This window comes from Kitasatospora arboriphila (assembly GCF_039528095.1).
Classification (GTDB): domain Bacteria; phylum Actinomycetota; class Actinomycetes; order Streptomycetales; family Streptomycetaceae; genus Kitasatospora; species Kitasatospora arboriphila.
The window spans coordinates 65,427-88,296 of the sequence record NZ_BAAALD010000021.1 but is presented as its reverse complement, the minus strand read 5'-3'; the positions used below and the strand labels follow the sequence as shown (position 1 = coordinate 88,296).

Annotated in this window: 21 protein-coding genes; 11 read left to right on the top strand and 10 right to left on the bottom strand. The window is 72.2% G+C overall.

The features are described from left to right. Positions 1-177: 177 nt before the first annotated feature. The 3 genes from ABD353_RS14035 to ABD353_RS14025 all read left to right on the top strand — a co-directional run bounded on the left by ABD353_RS14035 (position 178) and on the right by ABD353_RS14025 (position 2,578). The gene (locus tag ABD353_RS14035; protein ID WP_344623894.1) at positions 178-795 is read left to right on the top strand and encodes an RNA polymerase sigma factor; all 618 of its coding nucleotides are present in this window, start codon (positions 178-180) and stop codon (positions 793-795) included. Further along, positions 792-1,814: a CU044_5270 family protein gene (locus ABD353_RS14030; protein ID WP_344623893.1), complete on the top strand. Its 1,023-nt coding sequence runs from the start codon at positions 792-794 to the stop codon at positions 1,812-1,814. Before ABD353_RS14035 ends, ABD353_RS14030 begins: the two co-directional genes overlap by 4 nt. Positions 1,815-1,930: 116 nt before the next feature. Further along, positions 1,931-2,578, top strand: a complete 648-nt coding sequence (locus ABD353_RS14025) for a peptidase inhibitor family I36 protein (protein WP_344623892.1) — start codon at positions 1,931-1,933, stop codon at positions 2,576-2,578. Between the two features lie 151 nt (positions 2,579-2,729). Here ABD353_RS14025 and ABD353_RS14020 read toward each other — a convergent pair whose 3' ends face one another. From ABD353_RS14020 to ABD353_RS14010, 3 genes are all read right to left on the bottom strand, one after another. Further along, positions 2,730-4,175 carry a glyceraldehyde-3-phosphate dehydrogenase gene (locus ABD353_RS14020; RefSeq protein ID WP_344623891.1) on the bottom strand — a complete coding sequence of 482 codons (1,446 nt, stop codon included), beginning with the start codon at positions 4,173-4,175 and terminating at the stop codon, positions 2,730-2,732. A gap of 534 nt (positions 4,176-4,709) precedes the next feature. Continuing rightward, complete coding sequence (locus ABD353_RS14015; RefSeq protein WP_344623890.1) at positions 4,710-5,693, bottom strand: hypothetical protein; 984 nt, start codon at positions 5,691-5,693, stop codon at positions 4,710-4,712. A 122-nt stretch (positions 5,694-5,815) separates the two neighbouring features. Further along, positions 5,816-6,232 carry a hypothetical protein gene (locus ABD353_RS14010; protein WP_344623889.1) on the bottom strand — a complete coding sequence of 139 codons (417 nt, stop codon included), beginning with the start codon at positions 6,230-6,232 and terminating at the stop codon, positions 5,816-5,818. Positions 6,233-6,527: 295 nt separating this feature from the next. On the opposite strand from ABD353_RS14010, the gene ABD353_RS14005 reads away from it, so the two are divergent. The 4 genes from ABD353_RS14005 (at position 6,528) to ABD353_RS13990 (ending at position 9,624) form a co-directional block, all read left to right on the top strand. Further along, positions 6,528-6,692 (top strand): hypothetical protein, encoded by a 165-nt coding sequence (locus ABD353_RS14005; protein WP_344623888.1) that lies wholly within the window; start codon positions 6,528-6,530, stop codon positions 6,690-6,692. A gap of 334 nt (positions 6,693-7,026) precedes the next feature. After that, positions 7,027-7,917: a peptidoglycan-binding domain-containing protein gene (locus ABD353_RS14000; RefSeq protein WP_344623887.1), complete on the top strand. Its 891-nt coding sequence runs from the start codon at positions 7,027-7,029 to the stop codon at positions 7,915-7,917. Positions 7,918-7,992: 75 nt separating this feature from the next. After that, complete coding sequence (locus ABD353_RS13995; protein ID WP_344623886.1) at positions 7,993-8,823, top strand: CHAP domain-containing protein; 831 nt, start codon at positions 7,993-7,995, stop codon at positions 8,821-8,823. Positions 8,824-9,153: 330 nt separating this feature from the next. Further along, the gene (locus ABD353_RS13990; protein WP_344623885.1) at positions 9,154-9,624 is read left to right on the top strand and encodes a hypothetical protein; all 471 of its coding nucleotides are present in this window, start codon (positions 9,154-9,156) and stop codon (positions 9,622-9,624) included. A 152-nt stretch (positions 9,625-9,776) separates the two neighbouring features. Here the strand turns inward: ABD353_RS13990 and ABD353_RS13985 are convergent, their stop codons facing one another. From ABD353_RS13985 to ABD353_RS13955, 7 genes are all read right to left on the bottom strand, one after another. Continuing rightward, on the bottom strand, positions 9,777-10,997 hold the full coding sequence (locus ABD353_RS13985; RefSeq protein ID WP_344623884.1) for a helix-turn-helix domain-containing protein: 1,221 nt from the start codon (positions 10,995-10,997) through the stop codon (positions 9,777-9,779). Between the two features lie 204 nt (positions 10,998-11,201). Then, positions 11,202-11,375, bottom strand: a complete 174-nt coding sequence (locus ABD353_RS13980; RefSeq protein WP_344623883.1) for a hypothetical protein — start codon at positions 11,373-11,375, stop codon at positions 11,202-11,204. Positions 11,376-11,553: 178 nt separating this feature from the next. Beyond that, the gene (locus ABD353_RS13975; protein ID WP_344623882.1) at positions 11,554-12,795 is read right to left on the bottom strand and encodes an MFS transporter; all 1,242 of its coding nucleotides are present in this window, start codon (positions 12,793-12,795) and stop codon (positions 11,554-11,556) included. Next, the gene (locus ABD353_RS13970; protein WP_344623881.1) at positions 12,792-15,245 is read right to left on the bottom strand and encodes an ATP-grasp domain-containing protein; all 2,454 of its coding nucleotides are present in this window, start codon (positions 15,243-15,245) and stop codon (positions 12,792-12,794) included. Before ABD353_RS13970 ends, ABD353_RS13975 begins: the two co-directional genes overlap by 4 nt. 44 nt (positions 15,246-15,289) lie before the next feature. After that, positions 15,290-16,552, bottom strand: a complete 1,263-nt coding sequence (locus ABD353_RS13965; RefSeq protein ID WP_344623880.1) for a condensation domain-containing protein — start codon at positions 16,550-16,552, stop codon at positions 15,290-15,292. Beyond that, positions 16,552-17,181 (bottom strand): pyridoxamine 5'-phosphate oxidase family protein, encoded by a 630-nt coding sequence (locus ABD353_RS13960; RefSeq protein ID WP_344623879.1) that lies wholly within the window; start codon positions 17,179-17,181, stop codon positions 16,552-16,554. The genes ABD353_RS13965 and ABD353_RS13960 overlap by 1 nt, the downstream gene beginning before the upstream one ends. Next, on the bottom strand, positions 17,166-18,128 hold the full coding sequence (locus tag ABD353_RS13955; RefSeq protein WP_344623878.1) for a TauD/TfdA family dioxygenase: 963 nt from the start codon (positions 18,126-18,128) through the stop codon (positions 17,166-17,168). The genes ABD353_RS13960 and ABD353_RS13955 overlap by 16 nt, the downstream gene beginning before the upstream one ends. 137 nt (positions 18,129-18,265) lie before the next feature. On the opposite strand from ABD353_RS13955, the gene ABD353_RS13950 reads away from it, so the two are divergent. The 4 genes from ABD353_RS13950 to ABD353_RS13935 are packed head-to-tail and all read left to right on the top strand — an operon-like array spanning position 18,266 to position 22,870. Further along, positions 18,266-19,126: an isocitrate lyase/phosphoenolpyruvate mutase family protein gene (locus ABD353_RS13950; RefSeq protein WP_344623877.1), complete on the top strand. Its 861-nt coding sequence runs from the start codon at positions 18,266-18,268 to the stop codon at positions 19,124-19,126. A gap of 48 nt (positions 19,127-19,174) precedes the next feature. Next, positions 19,175-20,149, top strand: a complete 975-nt coding sequence (gene sbnA, locus ABD353_RS13945; RefSeq protein ID WP_344623876.1) for a 2,3-diaminopropionate biosynthesis protein SbnA — start codon at positions 19,175-19,177, stop codon at positions 20,147-20,149. Next, complete coding sequence (sbnB, locus tag ABD353_RS13940; RefSeq protein ID WP_344623875.1) at positions 20,142-21,197, top strand: 2,3-diaminopropionate biosynthesis protein SbnB; 1,056 nt, start codon at positions 20,142-20,144, stop codon at positions 21,195-21,197. Before sbnA ends, sbnB begins: the two co-directional genes overlap by 8 nt. Beyond that, positions 21,194-22,870: an amino acid adenylation domain-containing protein gene (locus ABD353_RS13935; protein ID WP_344623874.1), complete on the top strand. Its 1,677-nt coding sequence runs from the start codon at positions 21,194-21,196 to the stop codon at positions 22,868-22,870. Before sbnB ends, ABD353_RS13935 begins: the two co-directional genes overlap by 4 nt.

The window sequence follows — 22,870 nt, the reverse complement described above, 5'->3', positions numbered from 1 at the left end:
CGCCCACCGCAGCACGGCGCCGCCCCCGCCGCCGGAACAGCCTTATGCACCCGTTAAGTTCGCCACAAGGTCCGGCCACGGCGGCCACAGCGCGCGAACCGGGCCGCCGGGGAGTCGGCGAGGATTCCCTCGGAACCGCTGCCGCGGTGCGGACACCAAGTCAGCGTGGAGTCTCCCTTGCCCCGTCAGCAGGACCCGGCCGGCGACCGCCGGGCCTTCGCCGCGCTCTTCGACGAGCACGCCCGCACGGTCTACGCGCACGCGGCCAGATCCACCGGTGACCGGCATGTGGCCGACGACGTGGTGTCCCTGACGTTCCTGGAGGCCTGGCGGCTGCGGGACAAGCTGCGCGGCGAGGTCCTCAACCCGCGGGCCTGGCTGCTCGGCATCGCCACCAACGTGCTGCGCAACACCGCCCGGGCGGCCCGCCGGCACCGCGCGGCGATGGCCAGGATGCCGGCCCGCGAGCCGGTCCCGGACTTCGCCGACGAGGTGGTCGGCAGGATCGCCGATGCCGAGACGGCCGCCGCCGCCCTCCGTGCACTCGGGCAGCTGCGGCGCAGCGAGCGCGAGGTCTTCACGCTCGTGGTGTGGTCGGGCCTGGGCTATGCGGAGGCCGCGCAGGCGCTCGGGGTGCCGGTGGGCACGGTGCGCTCCCGGCTGTCCCGGGCGCGGGAGAAGCTTCGCCGGAGCGTCGCGGTGCAGGAGACGCCGGATCGAAAAGCCGTGGAACCCCGGCGCGGCCGCGGACACCACCTCGATGACAGCCGTCTGCCGGCCGGGAGGAAGCCGTGAACACCACACGTGGACACCGCGACGAGCGGGACGAGCACGGTGAGCGCCAGGAGTTGGCGCGCTTGCTGCCACCCCCGCCCTACCTGGAGATGGCACCGCAGCCGTTGAAGGAGTTCCTGTTGAACGAGATCGACCCGCACCACCGGGCCCCCACTCCCGCACCCGCCCGCCTCGTACGGCGTCGGCCGCGCCTGCTCGCGGTGACCGCGGTCGCCGCCGCCGCGGCCGTTGCCGTCGTGGTGAGCACCCAGGGCGGCGGCACACCGGCCGACAAGGCCCCACCGGCCAGCGCGGCCTCAGTCCAGCTGCTGGACCGCGTCGCGCAGGCCGCCTACACCCAGCCCCGGTCCCAGGCCCGCGACAGCCAGTACTCCTACGTCAAGACGGTCGGCCACAGCACCTCGCTCAGCGAGGCTCCCGGTGGCGGCATGCAGCGGGCCACCACCACCGAGAACCTCGAACAGTGGGTCGCCGTCGACGGCACCCGGCCCGGACTCCAGCGCGGCACCGGCGGCGAGAAGCAGATCCCCGCCCCCGGCGGCGGCTCACTCAACTCACCCACCTACAAGCTCCTCGCCGCCCTGCCCACCGACCCCGAGGCGCTGCTCAAGCAGATCTACGCCGACGCCGACCTCAACCACGGCACCGGCTCCGGATCCACCACCGGCCCCGACCAGGAGGTCTTCACCGGCATCGGCGACCTGCTGCGCCGCTCGGTCGCGCCGCCCGAGGTCAGCGCCGCCCTCTACCGGGCCGCCGGACACATTCCCGGAGTGGTCACGGTCGACGACGCCGTCGACGCTGCCGGCCGCCACGGCATCGCCGTCGCCCGCACCCACAACGACGAGCGCTCCGAATGGATCTTCGACAAGCAGACGCTGCGCCTGCTCGGGGAGCGCACCGTCCTGCTCAAGGACGGCCCCTGGGGCAAGGCCGGCGACGAGGTGACCTCGGTCGCCGTCGTCGCCCGCGGCCTTGCCGACGCCCCCGGCCGGGCCCCGACCACAAAATCAAACTAATTATCGAATCTGGCCGATCGTTGGCCGGTTCGTATCGGACCGATGGTGCGGGCGACGGATCTCGGGTTGGGTCGTGTCAGCACAGTCCTGACAGTCCAACAGGGGGGAACTCGACCGTGCGTTCGTTCCGTATGCTCGCCGTCGCCACCGCAGCCGTGGGTGCACTCGCCATGGCCGCTCCGGCGGCCATGGCGGCGCCCGTGCCGTCCGGCAGCGTCCAGCAGTCCACCGGCTCACCGGACAAGGTGCCGTCCAAGCCGGTGATCGCCACCTACAAGGGCAAGAAGATCGACCTCTCCAAGGGCTGGAGCGGCGCCAAGGTGTGCACCGAGGTGACCGGCGGCGCCGTGTACTGCCACGACAGCCTCGCCGAGGCCGACAAGGCCCTGGCCGCCATCGACCCCGCGGCCGCAGCGACCGCCGAGCAGGCACCCGCCCTCAAGAACGACACCGTGCTCTCGCCGCAGGCGATCGCGGACTGCTCCTACGGCTGGGCCTGCCTGTTCGAACACTCCGACTACTCCGGCCGCATGCTGCGCTGGTCGGACGCCGGCACCAAGAACCTCAGCGACTGGTCGTTCCGGGACCAGGCCAGCTCCGCCTGCGTCAACCGCAAGAGCGGTGGCATGACGGTCTACGACGACCGCAGCTGGCAGCCCGACCCCGAGATCAACCTGGGCAACCTCGGCTGCTACGACTTCACCGCCATCGGCTACGTCTACGGCGGCAACTGGAACGACAAGGCCGACTACGTCAGGCTGTAGCCGCCGAAAGGCTCTCGGGGTCCGCCTCGTCGAGGTGGACCCCTGGTCGAAACCCGCCGGGGGGCGGGTGACGCCACCCACATGACGGAAGGGCCGGAGGCTGCTGCCTCCGGCCCTTCCGTCCGTACGCGGTGCGCCGGGACCCTGCGGATCAGACCGCCGGAGCCGGGTAGGTCGGGTACTCGACGCCGGAGACGTGCTGGACGACCCGGATGACCTGGCACGAGTAGCCGAACTCGTTGTCGTACCACAGGTAGAGGATCGCGTTGTCGCCCTCGACCTTGGTGGCGCCGGCGTCGACGATCGAGGCGTGGCGCGAGCCGATGAAGTCGTTCGAGACCGCGTCGGGGGCGGTGGTGAAGTCGATCTGGCGCTTCAGCGGCGACGTCAGCGACACCTCGCGGAGGTACTCGAGGACGTCCTCACGGGTGGTCTCGCGGGCGAGCTGCAGGTTGAGGATCGCGATCGAGACGTCCGGCACGGGGACGCGGATCGAGCTGCCGGTGATCTTCGCCTTGAGGTCCGGCAGCGCCTTGGCGACGGCGGAGGCGGCGCCGGTCTCGGTGATGACCATGTTGAGCGGCGCGGAGCGGCCGCGACGGTCGGCCTTGTGGTAGTTGTCCAGCAGGTTCTGGTCGTTGGTGAACGAGTGGACGGTCTCCACGTGGCCGCGGAGCACGCCGTACTCGTCCTCCATCGCCTTGAGCGGCGGGACGATCGCGTTGGTGGTGCAGGAGGCGCAGGACAGGACCCGCTCCTCCGGCTTGATCGTGTCGTGGTTGACGCCGTGCACGATGTTCGGGACGTCGCCCTTGCCCGGGGCGGTCAGCACGACCTTGTCGATGCCGGGGCGGAGGTGCTTCGACAGGCCCTCACGGTCACGCCACTTGCCGGTGTTGTCGATCAGGATGGCGTCGTTGATGCCGTACGCCGTGTAGTCGATCTCCGACGGGTCGTTGGCGTAGATCACCTTGATCTCGTTGCCGTTGGCGACGATGGTGCTGTTCGCCTCGTCAACGGTGATGGTGCCCTGGAACTGGCCGTGGATGGAGTCGCGGCGCAGCAGCGAGGCGCGCTTCACGATGTCCTGGTCGCCGCCCTGGCGCACGACGATGGCGCGCAGCCGCAGGCCGTTGCCGGAGCCGGCCTTCTCGATCAGCAGGCGGGCGACGAGACGGCCGATGCGGCCGAAGCCGTAGAGGACCACGTCGCGCGAACCGGAGCGCTCGATCTTGTTGCCGCCGGTGGCGCCGGCGACCGCCTCGGCGGTGAACTCCGCGATCGACAGGCCGCGGTCGTCGGCCCGGTAGGTGGCCGCGAGCATGCCGATGTCGATCTGCGAGGGACCGAGGTCGAGCGTGGTGAGGGCCTGGAGGAACGGCATCGTCTCGGTGACCGAGAGCTCCTCGCCGGCGATCTGGCGGGCGAACCGGTGCGTCTTGAGGATGCTGACCACCGACTTGTTCACCAGGGAGCGGCTGTGCAGCAGGACGGTGACGTCCCTCTCCCGGTGCAGTCGGCCGATGATCGGGATCATCGACTCCGCGATCTCCTCGCGGTTCATCCAGTCCGTGAACACGTCGTCGTTGACAGTCACAAGTCCATCTTTCGAGCTAGGAGGGTGCCTCCATGCTAGCTTTCGAAAGTTGTTGATCATCTGGGTGGTCCCGTGCACGCTCGCCCCCCGGCTGTCTCCAGGGGCAGGTCGCACGGCCGTTCCGCCGCACCCCCGGCACCGCCCGGACGGAAGCGCTCAGCCCCTCGTCGACCGGGTCCGAGCCGAGCTCACCCGGGCCGTGCGCCGCTTCGACGTCCGACACCAGTTGAACGACAAATCGGACATCGGTCGCGTGGTTCCTTCAACACATAACGCGACGAACGCCCCGCTCCGGCCCCCGTCGGGCCCGACCGACAGGGTCCACACACCCCGTGTTCACTTCACGGACGCACCCCCGCCGGGCGCGCAGTGATCACCGATCACTCGCCCCACCTGCTGCGCGTACCGCCGACGCCCTCGCGGCAGACTCGACCCACCCGGAGTGGACGCGCGTAGATAGCGGCGGCCGTCCCGCGGGCGGTCGTCGCCCGGCCGACGGCCACCGTGGCAAACCTCACAGGCGACCGGCGATGCTCAGCCTGCCGTCACCAGGGCCGCCGCCCGCACCTGCTTCTCGACCGCGGCCTTCGCCTCGGCCATGGCGGCGGCGTTGGCCGCGATCACCTGCTGCTGGTAGCCGGCGTCGACGGCGTACCAGACGCCGACCACGTTGTGCGCGTGCCGGCAGCCGGCGTCCGCGGTGGCCACCTTCAGCTCCTGCGGCGTCGGCGTCGGCGACTTCCGCCACTGCGGGTCGCCCAGGGCCGCCAGCGGGTCGGCGTAGTCGAAGCCCGCGTCCTTCATGCACTGCGACCACTGACGGAACACCGCCTGCGTCCGCGGGTCGTTCCGGGACTGGTCCAGCGTCGTGAACTTGGCGTCGTCCGCGAACTGGGTGTCGCCGATCCCGCCCTCCGCGGACCCGGTCAGTTCCTTGACCGCCTCGCCGAGGCAGCCGCGCGCGGGCACCGTCCGCCCGTTGACGGTCCGCCCGCCCGACCCGGCCCGTGCCGCCGCGTCCGCCGTCCCCCGCAGGACGAGCTCCATCTCGGGAGAGAACGACGGGCCGGTCGGCATCGCGCCCGCCCCCGCCCGCAGTCCGCCCTCGGGGTGGTAACCCCACTTCGCCATCAGCGCCGCGTTCTGGTGGCCGTAGCGCGAGTCCACCCGGGCGGTGGGGGCGTCGCTGTCGCGCCGGCCCCCGTTGCCGGACGGCGGGGTGTACGTGAGACCGAAGGAGGCCATGCAGCGGACGATGAGCTTCTGCTGCGCTTTCTCGACGGCCAACTGCTGTTCCGGGTTGAGCAGATAGGGGTCGAGCGGCAGCGGCCGGTCGTTCGCCGAGTCCAGCTGGGGGGTCGCGGCGAGCGTCGGCGGGGCCGCGGCGGTCTGCACGCTCGGCCTCGGGCTCGGCGGTACGGCGTCCGTGTCGGCGGAGCCCGCCGCGCTCGCGCAGCCCGCCAGGAGCAGCGGCAGCAGGGTGAGCATCACGGCGGAGCGGGCGGGACGGCTGGACACAGGCGGGTCTCTTTCGGAACGGCGCGGCCGGCGGGGACGGGTGGGTAGCCGTGCACGGTCCCCGGCCGCAGCGGGCGGCCGGGGACCGGTGCGTGTGCTCGGTACTGACGGGTGCCGTCAGATCACGGGCCGACGAACTCGCCCGAGGCGTTGTTGTTCTTCAGCTGGGAGTTGAGGTCCCGGCGGGTGTCCATCGGGATCGCCTGGCAGGCGACGCTGCAGTCGAGGCCGCTGTTGTAGTAGACGTTGAACGTGCCGTACCAGTGGTTGTCCACGGCGGCCGCGTTGTTCTTCACCGCGACACCGGCGCCGGAGCTGCCGTTCTTGCCTGCCTTGAACGTCAGGCCCGCGTAGTTGTCCACGCTGGTGTTCTGGATGTACACGGCGCCGTAGCCGTGGGCGCTGGAGTTGTAGTAGAGGCAGACCTGGCCGCCGTGGCAGTCGGCGGTGAAGGCGGAGGCGCTCCCGGCGGACGCAAGTCCGGCCGTCACGACGGTGCCGGCCACGAGCGCGGCCGAGATGAACTTCCTGATCGCCATGGTGATCCTGTGGTCCTTCCGTACGGGGCTCCGGGACGTCCGGCGCCCTCGGCGGGTGACCGTCCGGTCCCCGCCTCGTGATGCCGGCCGCCGTGGTGATCACGGCGGACCGGGGCGCCCGGTGGCGCATTCATGCTGGCGAAGGGCGGTAGCGCGGCCGTAGCCGCCCGGTGGCGCGGCCCGATACCGGCGCGCTATCGGCACCTCCTAGCGTCTCGAACGGATCGCCGCCCCGGCACGGGCCCGGCGACGCAACCCCCTTCCACCCGAAGCCCGTTCAGAGGAGACCGATCCCTTGCGAAAGCTCACGGGCCGTGCGGCCACGGCCGCCGTCCTGTCGGCGGTGGCCGCGCCCGGCGTCGTGCTCGCTCCCGGCACCGCCCAGGCGGCCGGCCACGACAACGTCTGCGGCAGCGGCTCCTCCCTCAAACCGCCGTACCCGGACTCCTGGACCGGGTAGGCCCCCGTTCCCCCGGCTCACGGCGACCGCCGTGACGTCAGGTCCCGGGAGGGCTGTTGCTGACTGTTCGGCGGATTCCCCGAGCCGTCACCAGAACTCGCACCGGTCACCAGAACGCGCACCCGTCACCGGCTCGGCCGGCAGCGGCGGGTGCACCTGCGCCGGGCGCCGCCCTTCTCCGCAGCAACAACGTCGGCGACGGCCACGGCGACCGGCGGTGCTGCTGAGCGCCGCCCCGGCCGGGAGCCGTCCCGTCAGAACCCTCACCCGCCCGGTACCCGACACCGGGACGGGGTCAGGACAGATCCTCCACCGAACCGAAAGGAACCACCGCATGGCATCCGCCATCAAGACCCGGACCGCCGCCACCCGACTGCTCGCGGCCGTCGCCGTCCTGAGCGGCCTGGTGATGAGCGTCGCACAGGCCCACGCGGCCACCCCGTCGCCCAACACCGAGGCAGCAGCCGCCACCGCTGCCACGCTGCCCGTGGTGGACATGGAAGCCACCGTCAAGGCCGCCCAGATCGACCCCCGACGGGCCGACAGCACGCTGACCCCGGGAGCCAAGGACTCGGTCCTGGCCGTCGAGCGGGCCCTGCAGGCCCGTGGTCTCCTCGACGCCCGCTGGGTGGACGGGTACTTCGGCACCACCACCATCACCGCCTACTCCGCGTTCCAGCGCTCCCTCGGCTACACCGGCCTGGACGCCAACGGACTGCCCGGCGCCACCTCCCTCGCCACACTCGGGCAGGGCCGGTTCACCGTCAGCCACAAGATCGGCCCCGGCGCGAAGCTGCAGCGCAACGGATACACCGTCAACACCCGCACCCAGGACATGCTCACCGAAGCCGAGCGCCTCCTGGGCTTCAAGCTCACCCTGTCCCAGGGCTCCTACAACCCCGGCGGCGACCCCACCTCCGCCGGCACCCACGACGGCGGCGGCGTCGTGGACATCAGCGTCGACGGCATGTCCAGCAGCACCCGCACCTCCGTCGCCAAGGCACTGCGCCAGGTCGGATTCGCCGCCTGGGTCCGCAACCCCAACCAGGGCGACTGGCCGTGGCACATCCACGCCGCAGCGATCAGCGACACCGATCTGTCCACCCAGGCCCAGCACCAGACCGGTGACTACTACCTCGGCCTCAACGGGCTGGCCAACCAGGCCGCCGACGACGGCCCCCGCATCCCCATCCAGACCTGGGAGGAGTACCAGCGCACCCACTGACCGCGCCGGCACCACCCGAGCACGATCTGACAGTCCGTCAGAACCCTTAGATCGAACGTCATGAAAGAGAAAGCCTTGAAGAAGAACATACGCACCACGCTGACCATCGCCGGCACCGCCCTGGCCATGGCCGTCCCCCTCATCGGAGCCACCTCCGCCCCCGCCTTCGCCGCCTCCCGCGACGGATCCTGCGACTCCGGAGAGTTCTGCCTCTACTACAACAGCGACCAGGCCGGCTCGGTCTCCGACTTCACCGGCTCCATCAGCGACTACGGAGCCACCCAGCCGTCCTGCTACGAGTTCAAGAGCGCCGGCAACGGCCAGGGTGTCTGCGTCAAGAACAACGCCGCCTCGGTGTGGAACCGCTCCGACAAGACCGTCCGCGTCTACTTCAACAGCGGCTACGGCGGCGCCAGCCAGGACTTCGCCCCCGGCGCCAAGGGCAACCTCAACTCCACGCTGAAGAACAACGAGGCCTCCCACCAGTTCCTCGGAAGCACCGGCGGCGGCAGCAACGAGAGCCCCACCAACGACTTCGACCACGGCACCCGCGGCTTCGCCGCCAACAACTGCACCGCCTTCGCGGCGTACCGCATCGCCAGCCGTCTCGGCGTCCCGAACTTCAGCAACTCCTACGGCGGCACCACCTGGGGCAACGCCAACACCTGGGACGACGCCGCCCGCCGCATCGGCGTCACCGTCAACACCACCCCCACCGTCGGTGCCATCGCCGTCAACGACACCCACGGGGACTACGGCCACGTCGCCTACGTCAACGCGGTCCACGCCGACGGCTCCTTCGACGTCGAGGAGTACAACTGGAACAACCGCCTCGCCTACGGCACCCGCAAGAACCTCCGGGTCAGCAGCGCGGAGAACTCCTTCCAGCACATGCTCCACTTCTGAGCAACCACCGGCAGGACACCGGCGCACCCGCACCGAGGACGACCTCACAGCCGGGGTGATCTCGCGAGCGTGCAAGGTCACGGCGGTGTGAGGATGTGCGCCTGAACCGCAGCGGTACACGCGTCGAAGTCCCCGTCGGGCAGGTGACCTCTCCAAGTCGCCTGGCCCGACGGGTCTTCGACGTGCCGCCAGTCCGAGCCGTCAGATCCGCTGTGGATCACGGGTGTCGACCCGGTCCGCGCGCGATCGACGGGCTACGGGCGCGCTACACCGGATCGATAGAAGGGACGGGCCCGGACATTCCGCGCGCACCGATCCCAAGGAGCTCCCATGCGTACGACACTCTCCGCACTGGCCGCCGCAGGCCTCGTCCTCGTCGGCGGCATCGCCGCCGCACCGCAGGCGAGCGCCGCGAGCACGTACGGGTGCAGCGGCAGCCTGGTCGACACCTACGACCTCAAGACCGACAACGGCACCGGCACCAAGTACGGCGAGCTGTACCTCTACTACAGCAGCGCCAACGGCGGCACGAACTGCGCGGCCGCCGTCGACACCCACTTCGCCTCGGGCGTCACCAAGTACCAGGCCGTGTACATCTGGCGCTGCGTGGCCGGCACCAAGGCCGGCGAGTTCTGCGACTACGACCAGTCCGACCACAACTCCGGCACCTTCGCCTGGTACGCCGGCCCGGCCAGGATCACCGGCACCGCGAACCGCTGCATCATGGTCTACGGCCGGGTCGACGACCCCAACAACAGCAAGGTCGCCGAGAAGTCCACCCTGGCCTCCCACTGCGGCTGACGGCCGGCGGGCACGGGCGCGGCCCGCTCCGCGGCGCGGGCGGGCGCGCCCGACGCGGCGTCAGCGGGCGTGCGCGTCCGGGCGGTCCGGCCTGCGATACGCGCGCGCTACGCCCCGCGGGGCACAATCCTAGGGACGCGCCGGGGCGGTGGTCACCCGGCGGTGGCGCTCTCGGCGATGGCGCGCCAGACCTCGGCGGCGAGCTCCGGCATGCCCCCGGCCTGGACCTCGGCGGCGAGGACGGACAGCGGCTGGAGCGCGTTCGCGTCCCCTGACCTGGCGGCCACCCTGGCTTCGAGCACCCGGAGGAGGATCTGGTCGCGGAACGAGAGCAGGTCCTTGGACTCGGCCGTCGTGGCGCAGAGCTCGCGGGCCTCCTCGAGCTCGCCCTGGTGGAAGGCCAGGTGGGCCTTGAGGAAGAGGAACTCCGCGCGGTGCCGCCCGGTGCCGACGAGGCTGAGCGCGGGCGCGAGGGCGTCCAGCAGGAACTCGGCGTCCTCCGTCCGCGGCGGCAGCGCCTGGAGGGAGAGCGAGGCCGCGGCCAGTCGCAGCCGCATCCACAGCACCATGTCGTCGCGGCTGTCGAGCACCCGCATCGCCTGGCCCAGCAGGGACTTGGCGCGGGCGAACCTGCCCTGGCGGGTGGCGACGGTGGCGGCCGTCCAGTAGGCCTCGGCGGCCACCGGGCCGCGGGAGTCGCCGAGGCTCTCGCAGACCTCCTCGCTCAGCCGGGCCGCCTCCGCGATGTCGCCGAGTTCGGCCTCCGCCGAGATGAGCATGAGCTTGCTGCGGACGAGGTCGGACGCGGAGACCCGGATGTCGTGGCGGCTGCCGAGCTCCAGCGCCTCCCGGACGGTCTTCCGGGTGGAGGAGGCGTCACCGAGGTGGCGGCAACAGCGGGCCAGCCGGAGCCGCGCGTGGATCTGCAGCGCCGGACGGTTCAACTCGTCCGCCAGGCTGCTGAGTTCGAGCAGGGTCTGGCGCTCGGCCCGGTGGTCGAGGAGCGAGTTGTGCAGCCTGGCCAGCTCCGACAGGGCCTGCCAGCGGGTGGCCGGCTCCACGTTGACGGCGGAGGCCAGGGCGGCGGCCAGCGTGTCGCGCGCCTCCGCGTCGCCGTCGGCGCCCGAGAGCGCGAAGAGCGTGGCGAGCACGTCCGCGAGGTCGAGCTCGGCGGGCTCGTCGAACACGGAGACCGGGACGCCCAGGCGCCCGGCCAGGTAACCGGCGGCGCGGTCGGTCGGACGACGCGCCCCGGACTCCAGCCGCGACAGGTAGGCGGAGGACATGCCGGGCCCGGTGAGCTCCGCCTGCGACTTCCCGCGCTGCAACCTCAGCTGGCGCAGACGCCGGCCGAACTCAGGCTGATCCAACACCCGCCACAACCGCCCCTGTATGCGCCGCCCGGGGACCGGATGGGCCGTGGTGCTTCCCGCCCGGGGTCGCACCCTCGGCGAGGGACCACACCGGGCGGGTGACGGAGTTCACAAATCCGTACAGCAGCGCCAGTCTATCACAGCGACAGTCAAGGATTGACAATCATTGACAAAAGCACCCACCCGGGACACCGGGGGTTCACCCTACGGCCAGTCGATGTCATTGGGCACGGCGACGACGCCGGCGTCGGAGCCGACGTCGGAACCGGCCACGACCTGCACACCGACCGGGGCGGCGGACGCGGCGGACACAACGGTCAGTGCCGCGCCGGCCGAGAGGGCGACGGCGACAACTGCGGCGACCAGAGACTTCTTCATTGCACGGGACCCTTTGTGCGGACGGACGGATCACCGCTGACCGCCCCAGCGTCAACGCGCCTCGGGCGAGCGGCTCGGGAATGAACGTAGTCGCAGGCCAGAGACTTGGCAAGAGTTGACATTTTTTGGCAACAAGATGCCTGGGGCAGTCAAAACCGACTCCCGATGCGGAGGGTGATCACCGCTCGGAACGCTCCAGGGCGGGACCGATCAGCGTGACCGCGAAGGCGGTCAGCACGAAGACCGCGGCCAGGCCGAGCAACCCGGCCGTCCCCCGGCCCACCACCAGCGCCAACGCCGCCGGGCCGACGATCCCCACCGCCGAACCGCCGAGGCTGAACACCGAGAGGTACGCCGCGCGGTCGTCCTCCGGCGCGTGCCGGTACGAGAGTTCCCAGCTCCCGACGGCCTGCCAGAGCTCACCGAGGGTGAGCATGACCACGGCGAGGACCAGCAGCAGGATCGCCGTCCGGCTGCCCGTCCGGCCCGCCACGGCGAGCACCGCGCAGCACGCGGCCAGCACCAGACCGGTGTTGCGCAGCGCCCGGGTGCCGTCCGCGGAGGTCTTCACCCGCTTCGCGAAGTGCACCTGGAGGACGACCGCCATGACGGTGTTGACGGTGACGAGCACGCCGAGCAGCCCCGGCGGCGCCTCGGTCGCCTGGATGACCCAGAGCGGCAGCCCGATGGACAGCAGCGTGGTGTGCAGGAACAGGACGCCGTTGGCCACCGTCAGCGCCGCGTACGACCGGTTCCGCAGGACGGCGAGCGCGCCCTGCTGCCAGGGCGCCCGTTTGGCCTCCGGCGCGCCCGTCGTGATCCTCAGCCGGCCGAGCAGGCCGGCGGCGACCAGGAAGGACAGCGCGTCCAGCAGCAGGATCGCCCGGGAGGTCCAGGTGTCCCCGACGGTGAGCAGCGGGGCCGCCGCCAGGGCGCCCAGCGAGAACCCGACGTTGGAGACCGACCGCATGACGGCGAAGGTCTTCGTCCGGTCCGCCTCGTCGGCGATGGTGCCGACCACCATCTGGGTCATCGGGGTGGTCGGGCCCTGCGCGACCGCCAGCAGCGAGGCGAACAGGACGAAGGTGGCCGCGTTGTCCGCGAAGGCGAGGGCGGAGAACCAGACCGCCCGCCAGACCTGCAGGAGGCGCAGCATCCGCAGCGCGCCGAAGCGGTTGCCCAGCATGCTGACCGGCACCGTGGTGAAGAAGCCGATCAGGCCGGCGACGGTCAGGCCCGCTCCTACCTGTGCCGCGCCGAGGCCGATGCCCCGGACGAAGAACACGGTGCCGCCGGCCAGGTAGAGGCCGGTGCCGGCCGAGTGGATCACCACGGTGGTGGCGAAGATCCGGCCGTCCCTGGACGGGGGCAGGTAGGCGTCCAGCGCCCTCCTGCGCAGGGTCGTCGTCGGCGTGCTCATCGGACGTCCTCCGGCAGCGGGTCGGTCTCCGCCCGGACGAGGGCGCTCGCCCGGTCCAGGACGTCCTGGCACTCGGCGGGGGTGGCCCCGGTGGCGATGACCGCGGCCAGCCGGGGGACGACTCCGCGCGGCGGGAGCAGCAGCCGCTGGCCCGGTTCGGCGAGCGGCACCACCTCGGGCCCGGCGGGCACGGCCGCGGCCGCCGCCAGGTCGAGCGAGCGGACGACGCCGTCCTGCGGCGGGTAGAGGAACCGGACTTCGGCGCAGTCGTCCCGGGTGGGGCGCAGATCGGGCACGGCGCCGAGCGCGAGGTCCACGGCGGCGGCGGTGAGGTCGACGCCGGTGGCCAGGTGGCCGAGGTGCGGGATGAAGTCGCCGCCGAGCCGGCCGTTCAGCTCGACCAGCCGCGGGCCGGCCGCGGTGAGCCGGACCTCGGCGTGGGTGACGCCGACCCGGACGCCGAGCACCCGGTGGGCCTCGGTCACCAGGTCGCACAGGGCGTCGGCCCACGGTTCGTCCCGCCAGGGCGAGACCAGGTGGCCGACCTCCTCGAAGAACGGCGGGAACCCGAGCCGCTTGCGGGCGACGTTCACCGGGTGCACGGCGCCGTCGACCACCACGCTGTCGATGCTGATCTCGGGGCCGTCGAGGTACTCCTCCAGCACCAGGCCGTCGAGCGGGTCCAGGCCGGGGAAGGCGGCGCCGTCCGCGTGGTGGTGGACCGCGCGCAGCTCCGCGGGGTCGCGGGCGAGCACCACGCCGGCGCTGCCGGCCAGCGAGCGCGGCTTGACCACGACGGGGTAGCCGATCGCCTCGGCCTGCCGGAGGGCGTCCTCCAGGCCGTGGACGTGGGCGAAGCGCGCGGACGGCAGGCCGGCGGCGAGCAGCAGCCGCCGGGTGCTGAGCTTGTCGCGGCAGTTGCGCACGGCGGCCGGCGACATGTGCGGCAGGCCGAGCCGGGCCGCCACCTCGGCGGTCGCCTCCAGCAGCACCTCGTTCCAGGTGAACACCCCGGCGGTGCCGGGTGTCGCGGCCGCGCAGTCGGCGACGGCGCGGGTGAGCGCGGCCGGGTCGGTGGAGTCGGCGGTGCGGTGCCCGCTCAGGTAGGGCAGCTGCCAGGTCGGTTCGGTGTCGCCGACCAGGGCGACCTCGGCGTGTCCGGCGGCCGCGGCGAACGCGTACTCGCGGTACTGCCGGCCGCCGTTGCCGACGATCACCACCCGGGCGGGGGCCGCGGGGTCGAGCGGTGTGCAGCGGAAGTCGAACTCGGCGGCGGTGCGCAGGATCGCGGCCTCGACCTCGGCCGTGCTGCGGCCGCGGAACCGGAAGCGGGCACCGGAGTGCTCGTAGCCCGGCAGGTCCGCCAGGGTCTCCCCGACCACCGGGATGCGCTCGGTGTACGGGCCGCCGGCGGTGCCGGCCCGGGGCGTGGCCGCGGTGACCCGGCAGGGGCGTGCCGCGGGGGTCGGGACGAGCAGCCAGCCGCCGGGGCCGGAGGTCTGCGGGGCGGCGGCCGGCGGCAGTGCGGCGCCGGTCTGGACGGCGAAGGCCGCGGCCATCAGGTCGGTGCCGTGGACCTCCTTCCAGAGGAAGGGCACCTCGGCGCCGCCGGGCCGGGCGCCGACCTCCAGCACCTGGAGCTCGGGGGCGCCGTCCCCGCCGGAGAGGAAGAGTTCCAGGTGGAAGACCCACGGCCGGTCCGACAGCGCCCGTACCGTCCTGGCGGTGAACTCGCCGACCGCGTCGAGCAGGTGCGGATCGTCGAGTTCCACCGAGCCGAGGGCGGTGCCCGCGGTGAAGTCGAGGCAGGTGTTGAGGTAGCGGGAGGCGCGCCATTCGCCGAGGCCCTCGCCGGTGGCGATGCCGTCCACGTGCAGGACGTCGTGCGGCAGGTAGGGCTGCACCAGCATCGGGACGCCGGGCGGGAAGGCGTAGGCGTCGAGTGCGGCCGGGGAGTCGAGCCTGGTCACTCCCGAACTCGCGGTGCCCCGCACCGGCTTGACCAGCACGGGCCAGCCGTGTGCCGAGGCGAAGGCCCGGACGGCGGCGTGGTCGGGCGCCGGCTCGGTGGCGGGCACGCGGATGCCGCCCGCCTCCAGCCGGCGGGCCATCACCAGCTTGTCGCGGAAGGGGGCGAGTTCGGCCAGGTTCTCGCCGGGGACTCCCAGCTCCTCCCGCAGTTCGGCCGCGATGTCCAGGTCCACCTCGTGCAGGGCGACGATCCTGGCCGGGCGTCCGAACTGCGCGATCAGCGAGTCGACGGCGGCGCGCACCTCCTTGGCGTCCTCGGTGCTGCCGACCAGCCGGACGGCGGCGGCCCCCGGCGGGAGCGAGCCCGCGGCGCGGGGAGTCGTCACGTAGCTGACCCGGTGGACGCCGTGGTCGACGTAGGAGCCGTAGTCGGCGTACCGGTCGGTCCATCGGTGGATGACTATCAGGTGGTCGGTCACTTACACCCCTCCAGGGGCCGGAGACGTACGGGGGGACGGGACGGTCAGGACAGCCCCGGGGCGAGCAGGGCGTGGGTTCCCTCGACGACCGCCGCGACCTGGTCGCGGGGGATGTCCCGGGTGCGCAGCCGCAGGGCCAGCGACGTGCCGCCCTCGTCGGTGGCGCGGAGGTAGCAACCGTGCCCGATGGTCGAGAACGGCTCCTCCCAGAGCACCTCGGGGTCGTTCCCGGCGGGGTCCCCGGGCCCGGTCGGCCCCTCCAGGGCGAGGAAGTTGTAGGCGCAGGTGGCCTCGTACGGGACGGGGTGCGGCCAGCTGCGGCCGCACAGGTCGGCGACGGTGTCCACGTCGTACATCCCGTGCCGGTAGGCGGCCAGTGCGGCCCGGTGCGTCCGGGCGGCGTGTTCGGCCAGGTCGGCGCCGGGGTCCACCGCCAGCGGGGCCGCCGTCCACTGGTTCATCGAGGTGACCACGTCGCGCCACTGCGGCAGGAAGCGGTTGGAGGACATCAACTGGGCCACCACGAAGTCGAGTCCGGCCGTCCTGGCGAGGCTCAGGGTGTAGGCGGCGAGCACCGCGGCGGACAGCGGCACGCCCGCCCGGTCGGCGATCGCCTGCGCGCCGGCCCGGGCGCGCCGGGAGCGGACGGTGCACTGCAGGAAGCCGGCGGCGGCTCCGTCCGGACGCGGGTAGGCGGCCCGGCCCGAGGTGAAGACCCGCTCCCAGTGCGCGGCGGCGGCGTTCCGCTGCCGGGCGCGCTGCTCGGAGTGCTGCCAGTCGGCGAGTTCCGACGGGCCGGGGGCGAACGGCTCGGCCGGCAGGTCCGGTTCGTGGAGCAGCCGCCGGAAGTCGGCGGCCAGGACGCCGTCGCACCAGCCGTCGGCCGTCAGGTGGTGCTTGACCAGGACGACCGTCGTGGGCCGGCCGCCCTTGGTGACGATCCGGGCCCGCCAGCCGAACTCCCGCTCCAGGTGGAACGGTTCGGCCAGGAGCTCGGCCGCGGTCGCGGCCGGCCCGGCGGTCGCGGGGCCGGCCGGCGACTCGGTGATCCCCACCTCGCCGTCGAACGGGCGCAGCACCTGGCGCGGTGCGGCCGGGTCGCCGAAGTCGTAGACGGTGTGCAGGGACTGGTGCCGGGCGCCCAGGGCGTGCAGCGCCTGCCGCACGCGCCCGGTGCCGACGCCGTCCGGCACGGTCCAGTGTGTCCAGGTGTTCGCCTCGTGCCACCGGTGCCGCGGGAGCCCTTCGACGTCCCGCCAGACCGAGAGCTGCCCGTGGGAGAGCAGGCCGGCGTCGGCCACGGTCATCAGTAGAGGTTCCTCTCGTACCGGGCACCGTAACGGTGCTCCAACTCTTCGAGCCCCTTGTCGGTCCACTCGGTCGCCTGCGCGATCCGGGCCCGGGACGGGGCCGCGTCGGGATTCCAGGTCTCCGGGTTCCAGAGGCCGGCCCGGAGGAATGACTTCGCGCAGTGGAAATAGGCTTCCGACACGTCGATCACCAGCGCGATTTGCGGCCGGTTTCCCTTGACCGTCATCCGGTCGAAGAAGGGGGCGTCGCGGAGGAGTTTCGCGCGGCCGTTGATCCGCAGGGTGTCGCCGCGGCCGGGAATGACGGAGATCAGGCCCACGTGGGGATTTCCCAGGACGTTCCGCCAGCTGTCCAGCCGCCGGTTCCCCGGCCGGTCCGGCACGGCGATCGTGGTCTCGTCGAGGACCAGGACGAACCCCGGCGGGTCGCCCCTCGGCGAGACGTCGCAGGTGCCGTCCGCGGCCGAGGTCGCGATCAGGCAGAACGGGGAGTTCTCCAGCCACCGGCGCTCGAACTCGCCGAGCACCCGGGCGGCCTTGCGGAACACCACCGGGTTCGGCGGGCCGGTCAGTTCGAGGAGTTCGGCCTCGGAGGCGATCTCCACGGCGGCTACTTGCTCGACCACATGCGGAACATGTAGCGGTTCACGTCCTCGGGGCGGTCGGTGCGCATGTCGATCTCCCGGGGCGCGAAGCGGTCCACGAAGGCCGTCCTGGTGTGCAGGAAGCGGTCGTCGGCCGAGACCAGGGTCTGGCCGCGCTCCAGCCGGATCCGGATCTGCACCGAGGACTGGTCGAGGACGGCGTCGAAGAAGTCGAGCGCGGCGATCTGGCGCTCGGTCAGCGGCTCGCCGACCTTCTCGTGCGCCACCTCGATGTAGGTGCGGAAGTACCGGACCAGCGCCTCGCCGTCGGGCGAGTACCGGATGATCGGCGAGCGGAAGAAGCCGGTCTCGTGCGACATCCCGCGCTTCTCGAACCAGAACTCCTCGGTGAGGACCTCCAGGACCTCCGGGTGGTCCTGGAGGAACGCGTGCGCCGTGCCGGCGTCCACCAGGATCGACTCGCCGCCGACGTGCGCGGCCTGGCCGCAGGAGAGCAGCAGGTAGTCGATCGGGTCGACGTCGTTGACGGCGTCGTTGTGCATGTAGGAGCCCTGCTTGGTCTGGTGGTAGCGGGCCCCGGCCTCGATGGTCCTGCGCAGGCCGCGGTCGTAGACCTCGACCATCCGCCAGTCCTCGGTGTTCTGGACCATCGGCGTGCCGAGCGCCGTGCCGAGGATCCAGGCGTAGAGGGCCTGGCCGCGGAGCGAGTCCACGCCCTCGACGCGGTCGTACACCAGGAAGTGGGCGCCGGAGTCGATGACCGCGCGGGTGGCCTCCACCTCGGCGAGGAAGGCCGGGCAGCGCGAGGGGTCGACCGGAACGGCGTCGACCCGCCCGTCCGGGTGGGTGCGGTCGAGCTCCGCCACGTAGGCCGCGAGTTCGGCCCCGGCCTTCGGCGAGAAGGTGTGGAAGGCCTCGGCGGGCGCTTCGAGGGTGCGCGGGTGCGAAGGCGCGAAAGCAGTTGTCATGGCGCGGAACGTAGCACGCACCAAAAGACGTTGGCAACGCTTGCCAATCATCATTGACAAGGTTGCCAAACGCTGACTAGCTTCGCCTCCCAGAACGGCGACCGCCGGGCGCCGACTGCCTACAGAGGAGTTCCGGAGTGCAGAGAGTCAGCTATCCGTCGTTTCGCACCGTCCTCGGCGAGCACGACGTCGTCCGCGTCGCCGGGGCCAACCACGCCCTCGGCGGACTGCTCGCCGAAGAGGCCGGATTCCAGGCGGTGTGGTCGTCCAGCCTGGAGGTCTCGGCCTCGCGCGGCGTACCGGACGCGAGCATCCTGAGCATGGCCGAGTACCTCGAGTCCGCGGCCAACATCCAGAAGGTGCTGCGGATCCCGGTCGTCGCGGACTGCGACACCGGCTACGGCGGCAACCTCAACGTCGCGCACATGGTCCACGAGTTCGAGGACGCCGGCATCACCGCGGTGTGCATCGAGGACAAGCTGTTCCCGAAGATGAACAGCTTCGTCGCCGGCGGCCAGACCCTGCTGGACACCCGCGAGTTCGCGTCGAAGATCGTCACCGCGAAGCGCTCCCAGTCCAGCGACGACCTGTTCGTCATCGCCCGCACCGAGGCCCTGATCAGCGGCCTGGACGTGGACGCCGCGCTGGAGCGCTGCCGGGTCTACGCCGACTCCGGCGCCGACGCCGTCCTGGTGCACTCCAAGGCCAAGAGCCGCGACCAGGTGCTCGGCTTCCTGGAGCGCTGGGACTTCCGCTGCCCGGTCGTCATCGTGCCCACCACCTACCCGGACTGGCACATCGACGACATCAGGGCGGCCGGCGTCTCGGTCGTCATCTACGCCAACCAGGGTCTGCGCGCGACGGTGACCGCCCTGCGCGACACCTACCGCGCCGTCTACCGGCACGGCGACTCCACCGTCGTCGAGGACTCCATCGCCTCGGTGCAGGACGTCTTCGACCTGCAGCGCCTGCCGGAGTGGCAGAAGCTCGACGCCTGACCGACGGGTCTCCTCGCAGGTTCCAGCGGATAGAAGCGGACAGGACCCGTGGCAATCATCTCGACAGCGGACGAGATCTTCGACAGCGACGTCTACATCGATCTCCGGCCGGCCCTCGGCGTCAACCTCCACCTCAAGTGCGAGGGATTCAACTTCGCCGGCTCGGTGAAGCTCCGGGCCGCCGTGTCGATGGTCTCGGCCGGCATGCACCAGGGCTTCATCGGGCGGGGCTCCACCCTGATCGAGTCGTCCTCAGGGAATCTCGGCGTCGCACTGAGCGTGGTCGCCGCGGCGAACTCGCTCCGCTTCGTCTGCGTCACCGACCCCAAGTGCAACCCCAGCGCGCTGAAGCTCATGCGCGCCTACGGCAGCGAGGTGGTGGTGGTCGACCGGCCCGACGCCGGCGGCAACTACCTGACCGCGCGCAAGGCCAAGGTGCAGGAGCTGTGCGCACGCAACAGCGACTGGGTCTGGCTCAACCAGTACGAGAACCCGGCGAACTGGCTGGCGCACTACGAGAACACCGCGCCGCTCATCGCCAAGCAGTTCCCCGGCCTCGACGTCCTGTTCGTCGGGGCCGGCACCGGCGGCACGCTCTCGGGCTGCGTCCGGTACTTCCGGGAGAACCACCCGGACGTCCGGATCGTGGCCATCGACAGCGTCGGCTCGGTCAACTTCGGCATGCCGCCCGGATCCCGGCACATCCCCGGCCTCGGCGCGAGCGAGCCCATGCCGCTGATCACCCCCGACCTGGCGACCGACGTCGTCCGGGTCCGCGAGGCCGACACGGTGCGGATGTGCCGCAGCCTGGCCGCCCGCGGATTCCTGCTCGGCGGGTCCACCGGGACGGTGGTCAGCGGCGCCCGGGAGTGGCTGCGGCGCAACGACCCCGGGCAGTGCCTCACGGCCGTGGCGATCTCGGCCGACCTCGGCGAGCGCTACATCGACACCGTCTACGACGACACGTGGACGACCGACCACTACGGCGACACAGGATGGGAGAGCGGTAACAGTCATGGGTGAGCACAGGACCACACGGCCGCCGGAGTTCTCGGTGGTCTCGGGTGCGGCCGTCCACCGCAGCCTGGAGGGCCGCCGGGCAGAGGTCCTCGACCTCGTGGAGGACGCCTACCGCCTGCACGGCGCCGGGCACACGGTGAACCCGCCGTCGTACTTCCTCCGCTTCCCGGACCGGCCGGCCTCCCGCATCATCGCGCTGCCCGCCTCGGTCGGCGGCGACGTCGGCGTCGACGGCATCAAGTGGATCTCCAGCTTCCCGACCAACGTCGAGCTGGGCATCCCCCGCGCCTCGGCGATGCTCGTGCTGAACGACCGGGTCACCGGCTACCCCTTCGCCTGCCTCGAAGGGTCGATCATCAGCGCGGTGCGCACCGCGGCCTCGGCCGCCGTCGCCGCCCGCCACCTGACCGCGAAGCGCGGCGCCCCGCGCCGGATCGGCTTCATCGGCACCGGCCTGATCGCCCGCTACATCCACACCTACCTCGGCGAACTCGGCTGGCCCGTGGAGGAGTTCGGCGTCTTCGACCTCAACGAGGAGTACGCCCGCTCGTTCGCCGGGCAGGTGCTCGGCGCGGACACCGGCACACCGGTGACCGTCCACTCCACCGCCGAGGAGCTGATCCGCTCCTCCGACCTCGTCGTCCTCGCCACCACGGCCGCCGCCCCGCACATCACCGACCCGGACTGGTTCTCGCACCACCCGGTCGTGCTGCACGTCTCGCTGCGCGACCTGAGCACCGCGATCGTCCTGGACAGCGTCAACGTGGTGGACGACGTCGACCACGTCCTGCAGGCGGACACCTCCGTCCACCTGACGGAGCAGCAGACCGGCGGCCGCGACTTCCTGCACGCGACCCTGAACGACGTTCTGACCGGGGAGTACACCGTCCCCGCGGACCGGACGGTGGTCTTCTCGCCGTTCGGCCTCGGCCTGCTCGACCTGGTCGTCGGCAGCAACGTGCACCGCTGGGCCCGCGCCGCGGGCGAGGTCACCACCGTCGACGGCTTCTTCCACGACCTGGACCGGCACCAGAGCGCGGGCACCCGATGAGCCCCGACCTCGCCGAGCTGCCGCTCGCCGACGGCGCGGCCGCCCGGGCCGCCGCACTCGGGCTGCGCAACCGCAGGGAGCAGCCACCGCTCGGACTCGGCGTGCTCGCGCACGCCGCCCGGCACGCCGCCGCGGAGCCCGCCGCCCCGGCCGTCGTGGACGGCGGATCCGTCATCGGCTACGCCGAGCTGGTGGACCGGGCGGCACACCTGCGGGACGCCCTCGCCGCGGCGGGGACGGCCGCCGGGGACGTGGTCGCCGAGGTCGGCGACCGCACCGCCGACACCGTCGTGGTCTTCCTGGCCCTGGAGGACCTCGGCGCGGTCTACCTGCCGATCGACCCGGACTGGCCGGCCCGGCGCGTCGCCGACGTGCTCACCCGCAGCGGCGCGGACCGGCTGCTCGACTACTGCGCACCGACCGGGGACGGGCCCCGCGCACCGGCCGCCGCCCGGGCGGCCGGCGAGACCGGCGTCCCGGTCCTCCCGCTGCCCGCCTACCCCGGTGCCGCTGCCGCCGGGCCGGCCGCCGCGGCGGACGAACGGGACCGGTCCCTCGAACCGCGCTACTGCATCTTCACCTCCGGGACCACCGGCCGCCCCAAGGGCGCGCTGGTCGAACACCGGGGCATGATGAACCACCTCCGGGCCAAGGTCGACGACCTCGGCCTCACCGCCGGCGACCGGCTGGCCTTCACCGCCCCGCTGGTGTTCGACATCTCGATCTGGCAGATGCTCGCCCCGCTGCTGGTCGGCGGCACCGTGGTGGTCGTCCGCCAGGAGGAACTCGCCTTCCCCCCGCGGCTGGTACGGCTGCTGGAGCGGACGGGCACGGCGGTGGTCGAACTCGTCCCGACGGTGGTCGGCTGGATCGCCGACGCCGCCGAGCGCAGGCCCGGAACGGTGCTGCCGCAGCTGCGCTGGCTCATCTCCACCGGCGAGGAACTCCACCCCGGCCTCGCCGCGCGGATGCTGGCCGCCGCCCCGCACGTCCGGCTGCTCAACGCCTACGGCCCGACCGAGTGCTCGGACGACATCACGCACCACGAGGTCACCGCGGCCGACCTCGACCGGCCGCGGCTGCCGGTCGGCGCCCCGGTCGCCAACGCCGCCCTCTACCTGCTCGTCCACGAGCCCGAGCAGGACGCCTGGCGGGCCGCCGAACCGGACGAGGCCGGCGAACTCTTCGTCGGCGGCGTCGTGGTGGGCCTCGGCTACCTCAACGACCCGGAGAACAGCGGTCGGGCCTTCCACCGCGACGCCCTCGACCCCGGCTCACCCACCGGCCGGCTGTACCGCACCGGAGACCTCGCCCGGTTCGAGCGGGGCCGCGTCCAGTACCTGGGCCGGGTGGACCGCCAGGTGAAGGTCGCGGGCGTCCGCATGGAACTCGACGAGATCGAGGTCGTGCTCCGCAGCCACCCGGCGGTCGACCAGTGCGCCGTCACCGTCCCGGTCGTCGCGGGCCGCCCCGAGCTGGCCGCGCACGTCACCCTCCGCACCGCCGCCGAGCCCGAGGAGCTGCGCACGTTCCTCGCCGGGGCACTGCCCGAGGCCATGGTGCCCCGGCAGGTCACCGTGCTGGACGCCATGCCGCTGACCCGCAACGGCAAGACCGACCACCGCGCCCTGCAGCAGCTCACCGTCGACGCGTACGCGCGCGCCTCCGTCTGA

Bases quoted from the DNA above. Each gene is read 5' to 3' on its own strand.
- ABD353_RS14010 (WP_344623889.1), bottom strand. From the start codon at position 6,232: ATGGCGATCAGGAAGTTCATCTCGGCCGCGCTCGTGGCCGGCACCGTC.
- ABD353_RS14000 (WP_344623887.1), top strand. From the start codon at position 7,027: ATGGCATCCGCCATCAAGACCCGGACCGCCGCCACCCGACTGCTCGCG.
- ABD353_RS13990 (WP_344623885.1), top strand. From the start codon at position 9,154: ATGCGTACGACACTCTCCGCACTGGCCGCCGCAGGCCTCGTCCTCGTC.
- ABD353_RS13980 (WP_344623883.1), bottom strand. From the start codon at position 11,375: ATGAAGAAGTCTCTGGTCGCCGCAGTTGTCGCCGTCGCCCTCTCGGCC.
- ABD353_RS13975 (WP_344623882.1), bottom strand. From the start codon at position 12,795: ATGAGCACGCCGACGACGACCCTGCGCAGGAGGGCGCTGGACGCCTAC.
- ABD353_RS13965 (WP_344623880.1), bottom strand. From the start codon at position 16,552: ATGACCGTGGCCGACGCCGGCCTGCTCTCCCACGGGCAGCTCTCGGTC.
- ABD353_RS13955 (WP_344623878.1), bottom strand. From the start codon at position 18,128: ATGACAACTGCTTTCGCGCCTTCGCACCCGCGCACCCTCGAAGCGCCC.
- sbnB (WP_344623875.1), top strand. From the start codon at position 20,142: ATGGGTGAGCACAGGACCACACGGCCGCCGGAGTTCTCGGTGGTCTCG.
- ABD353_RS13935 (WP_344623874.1), top strand. From the start codon at position 21,194: ATGAGCCCCGACCTCGCCGAGCTGCCGCTCGCCGACGGCGCGGCCGCC.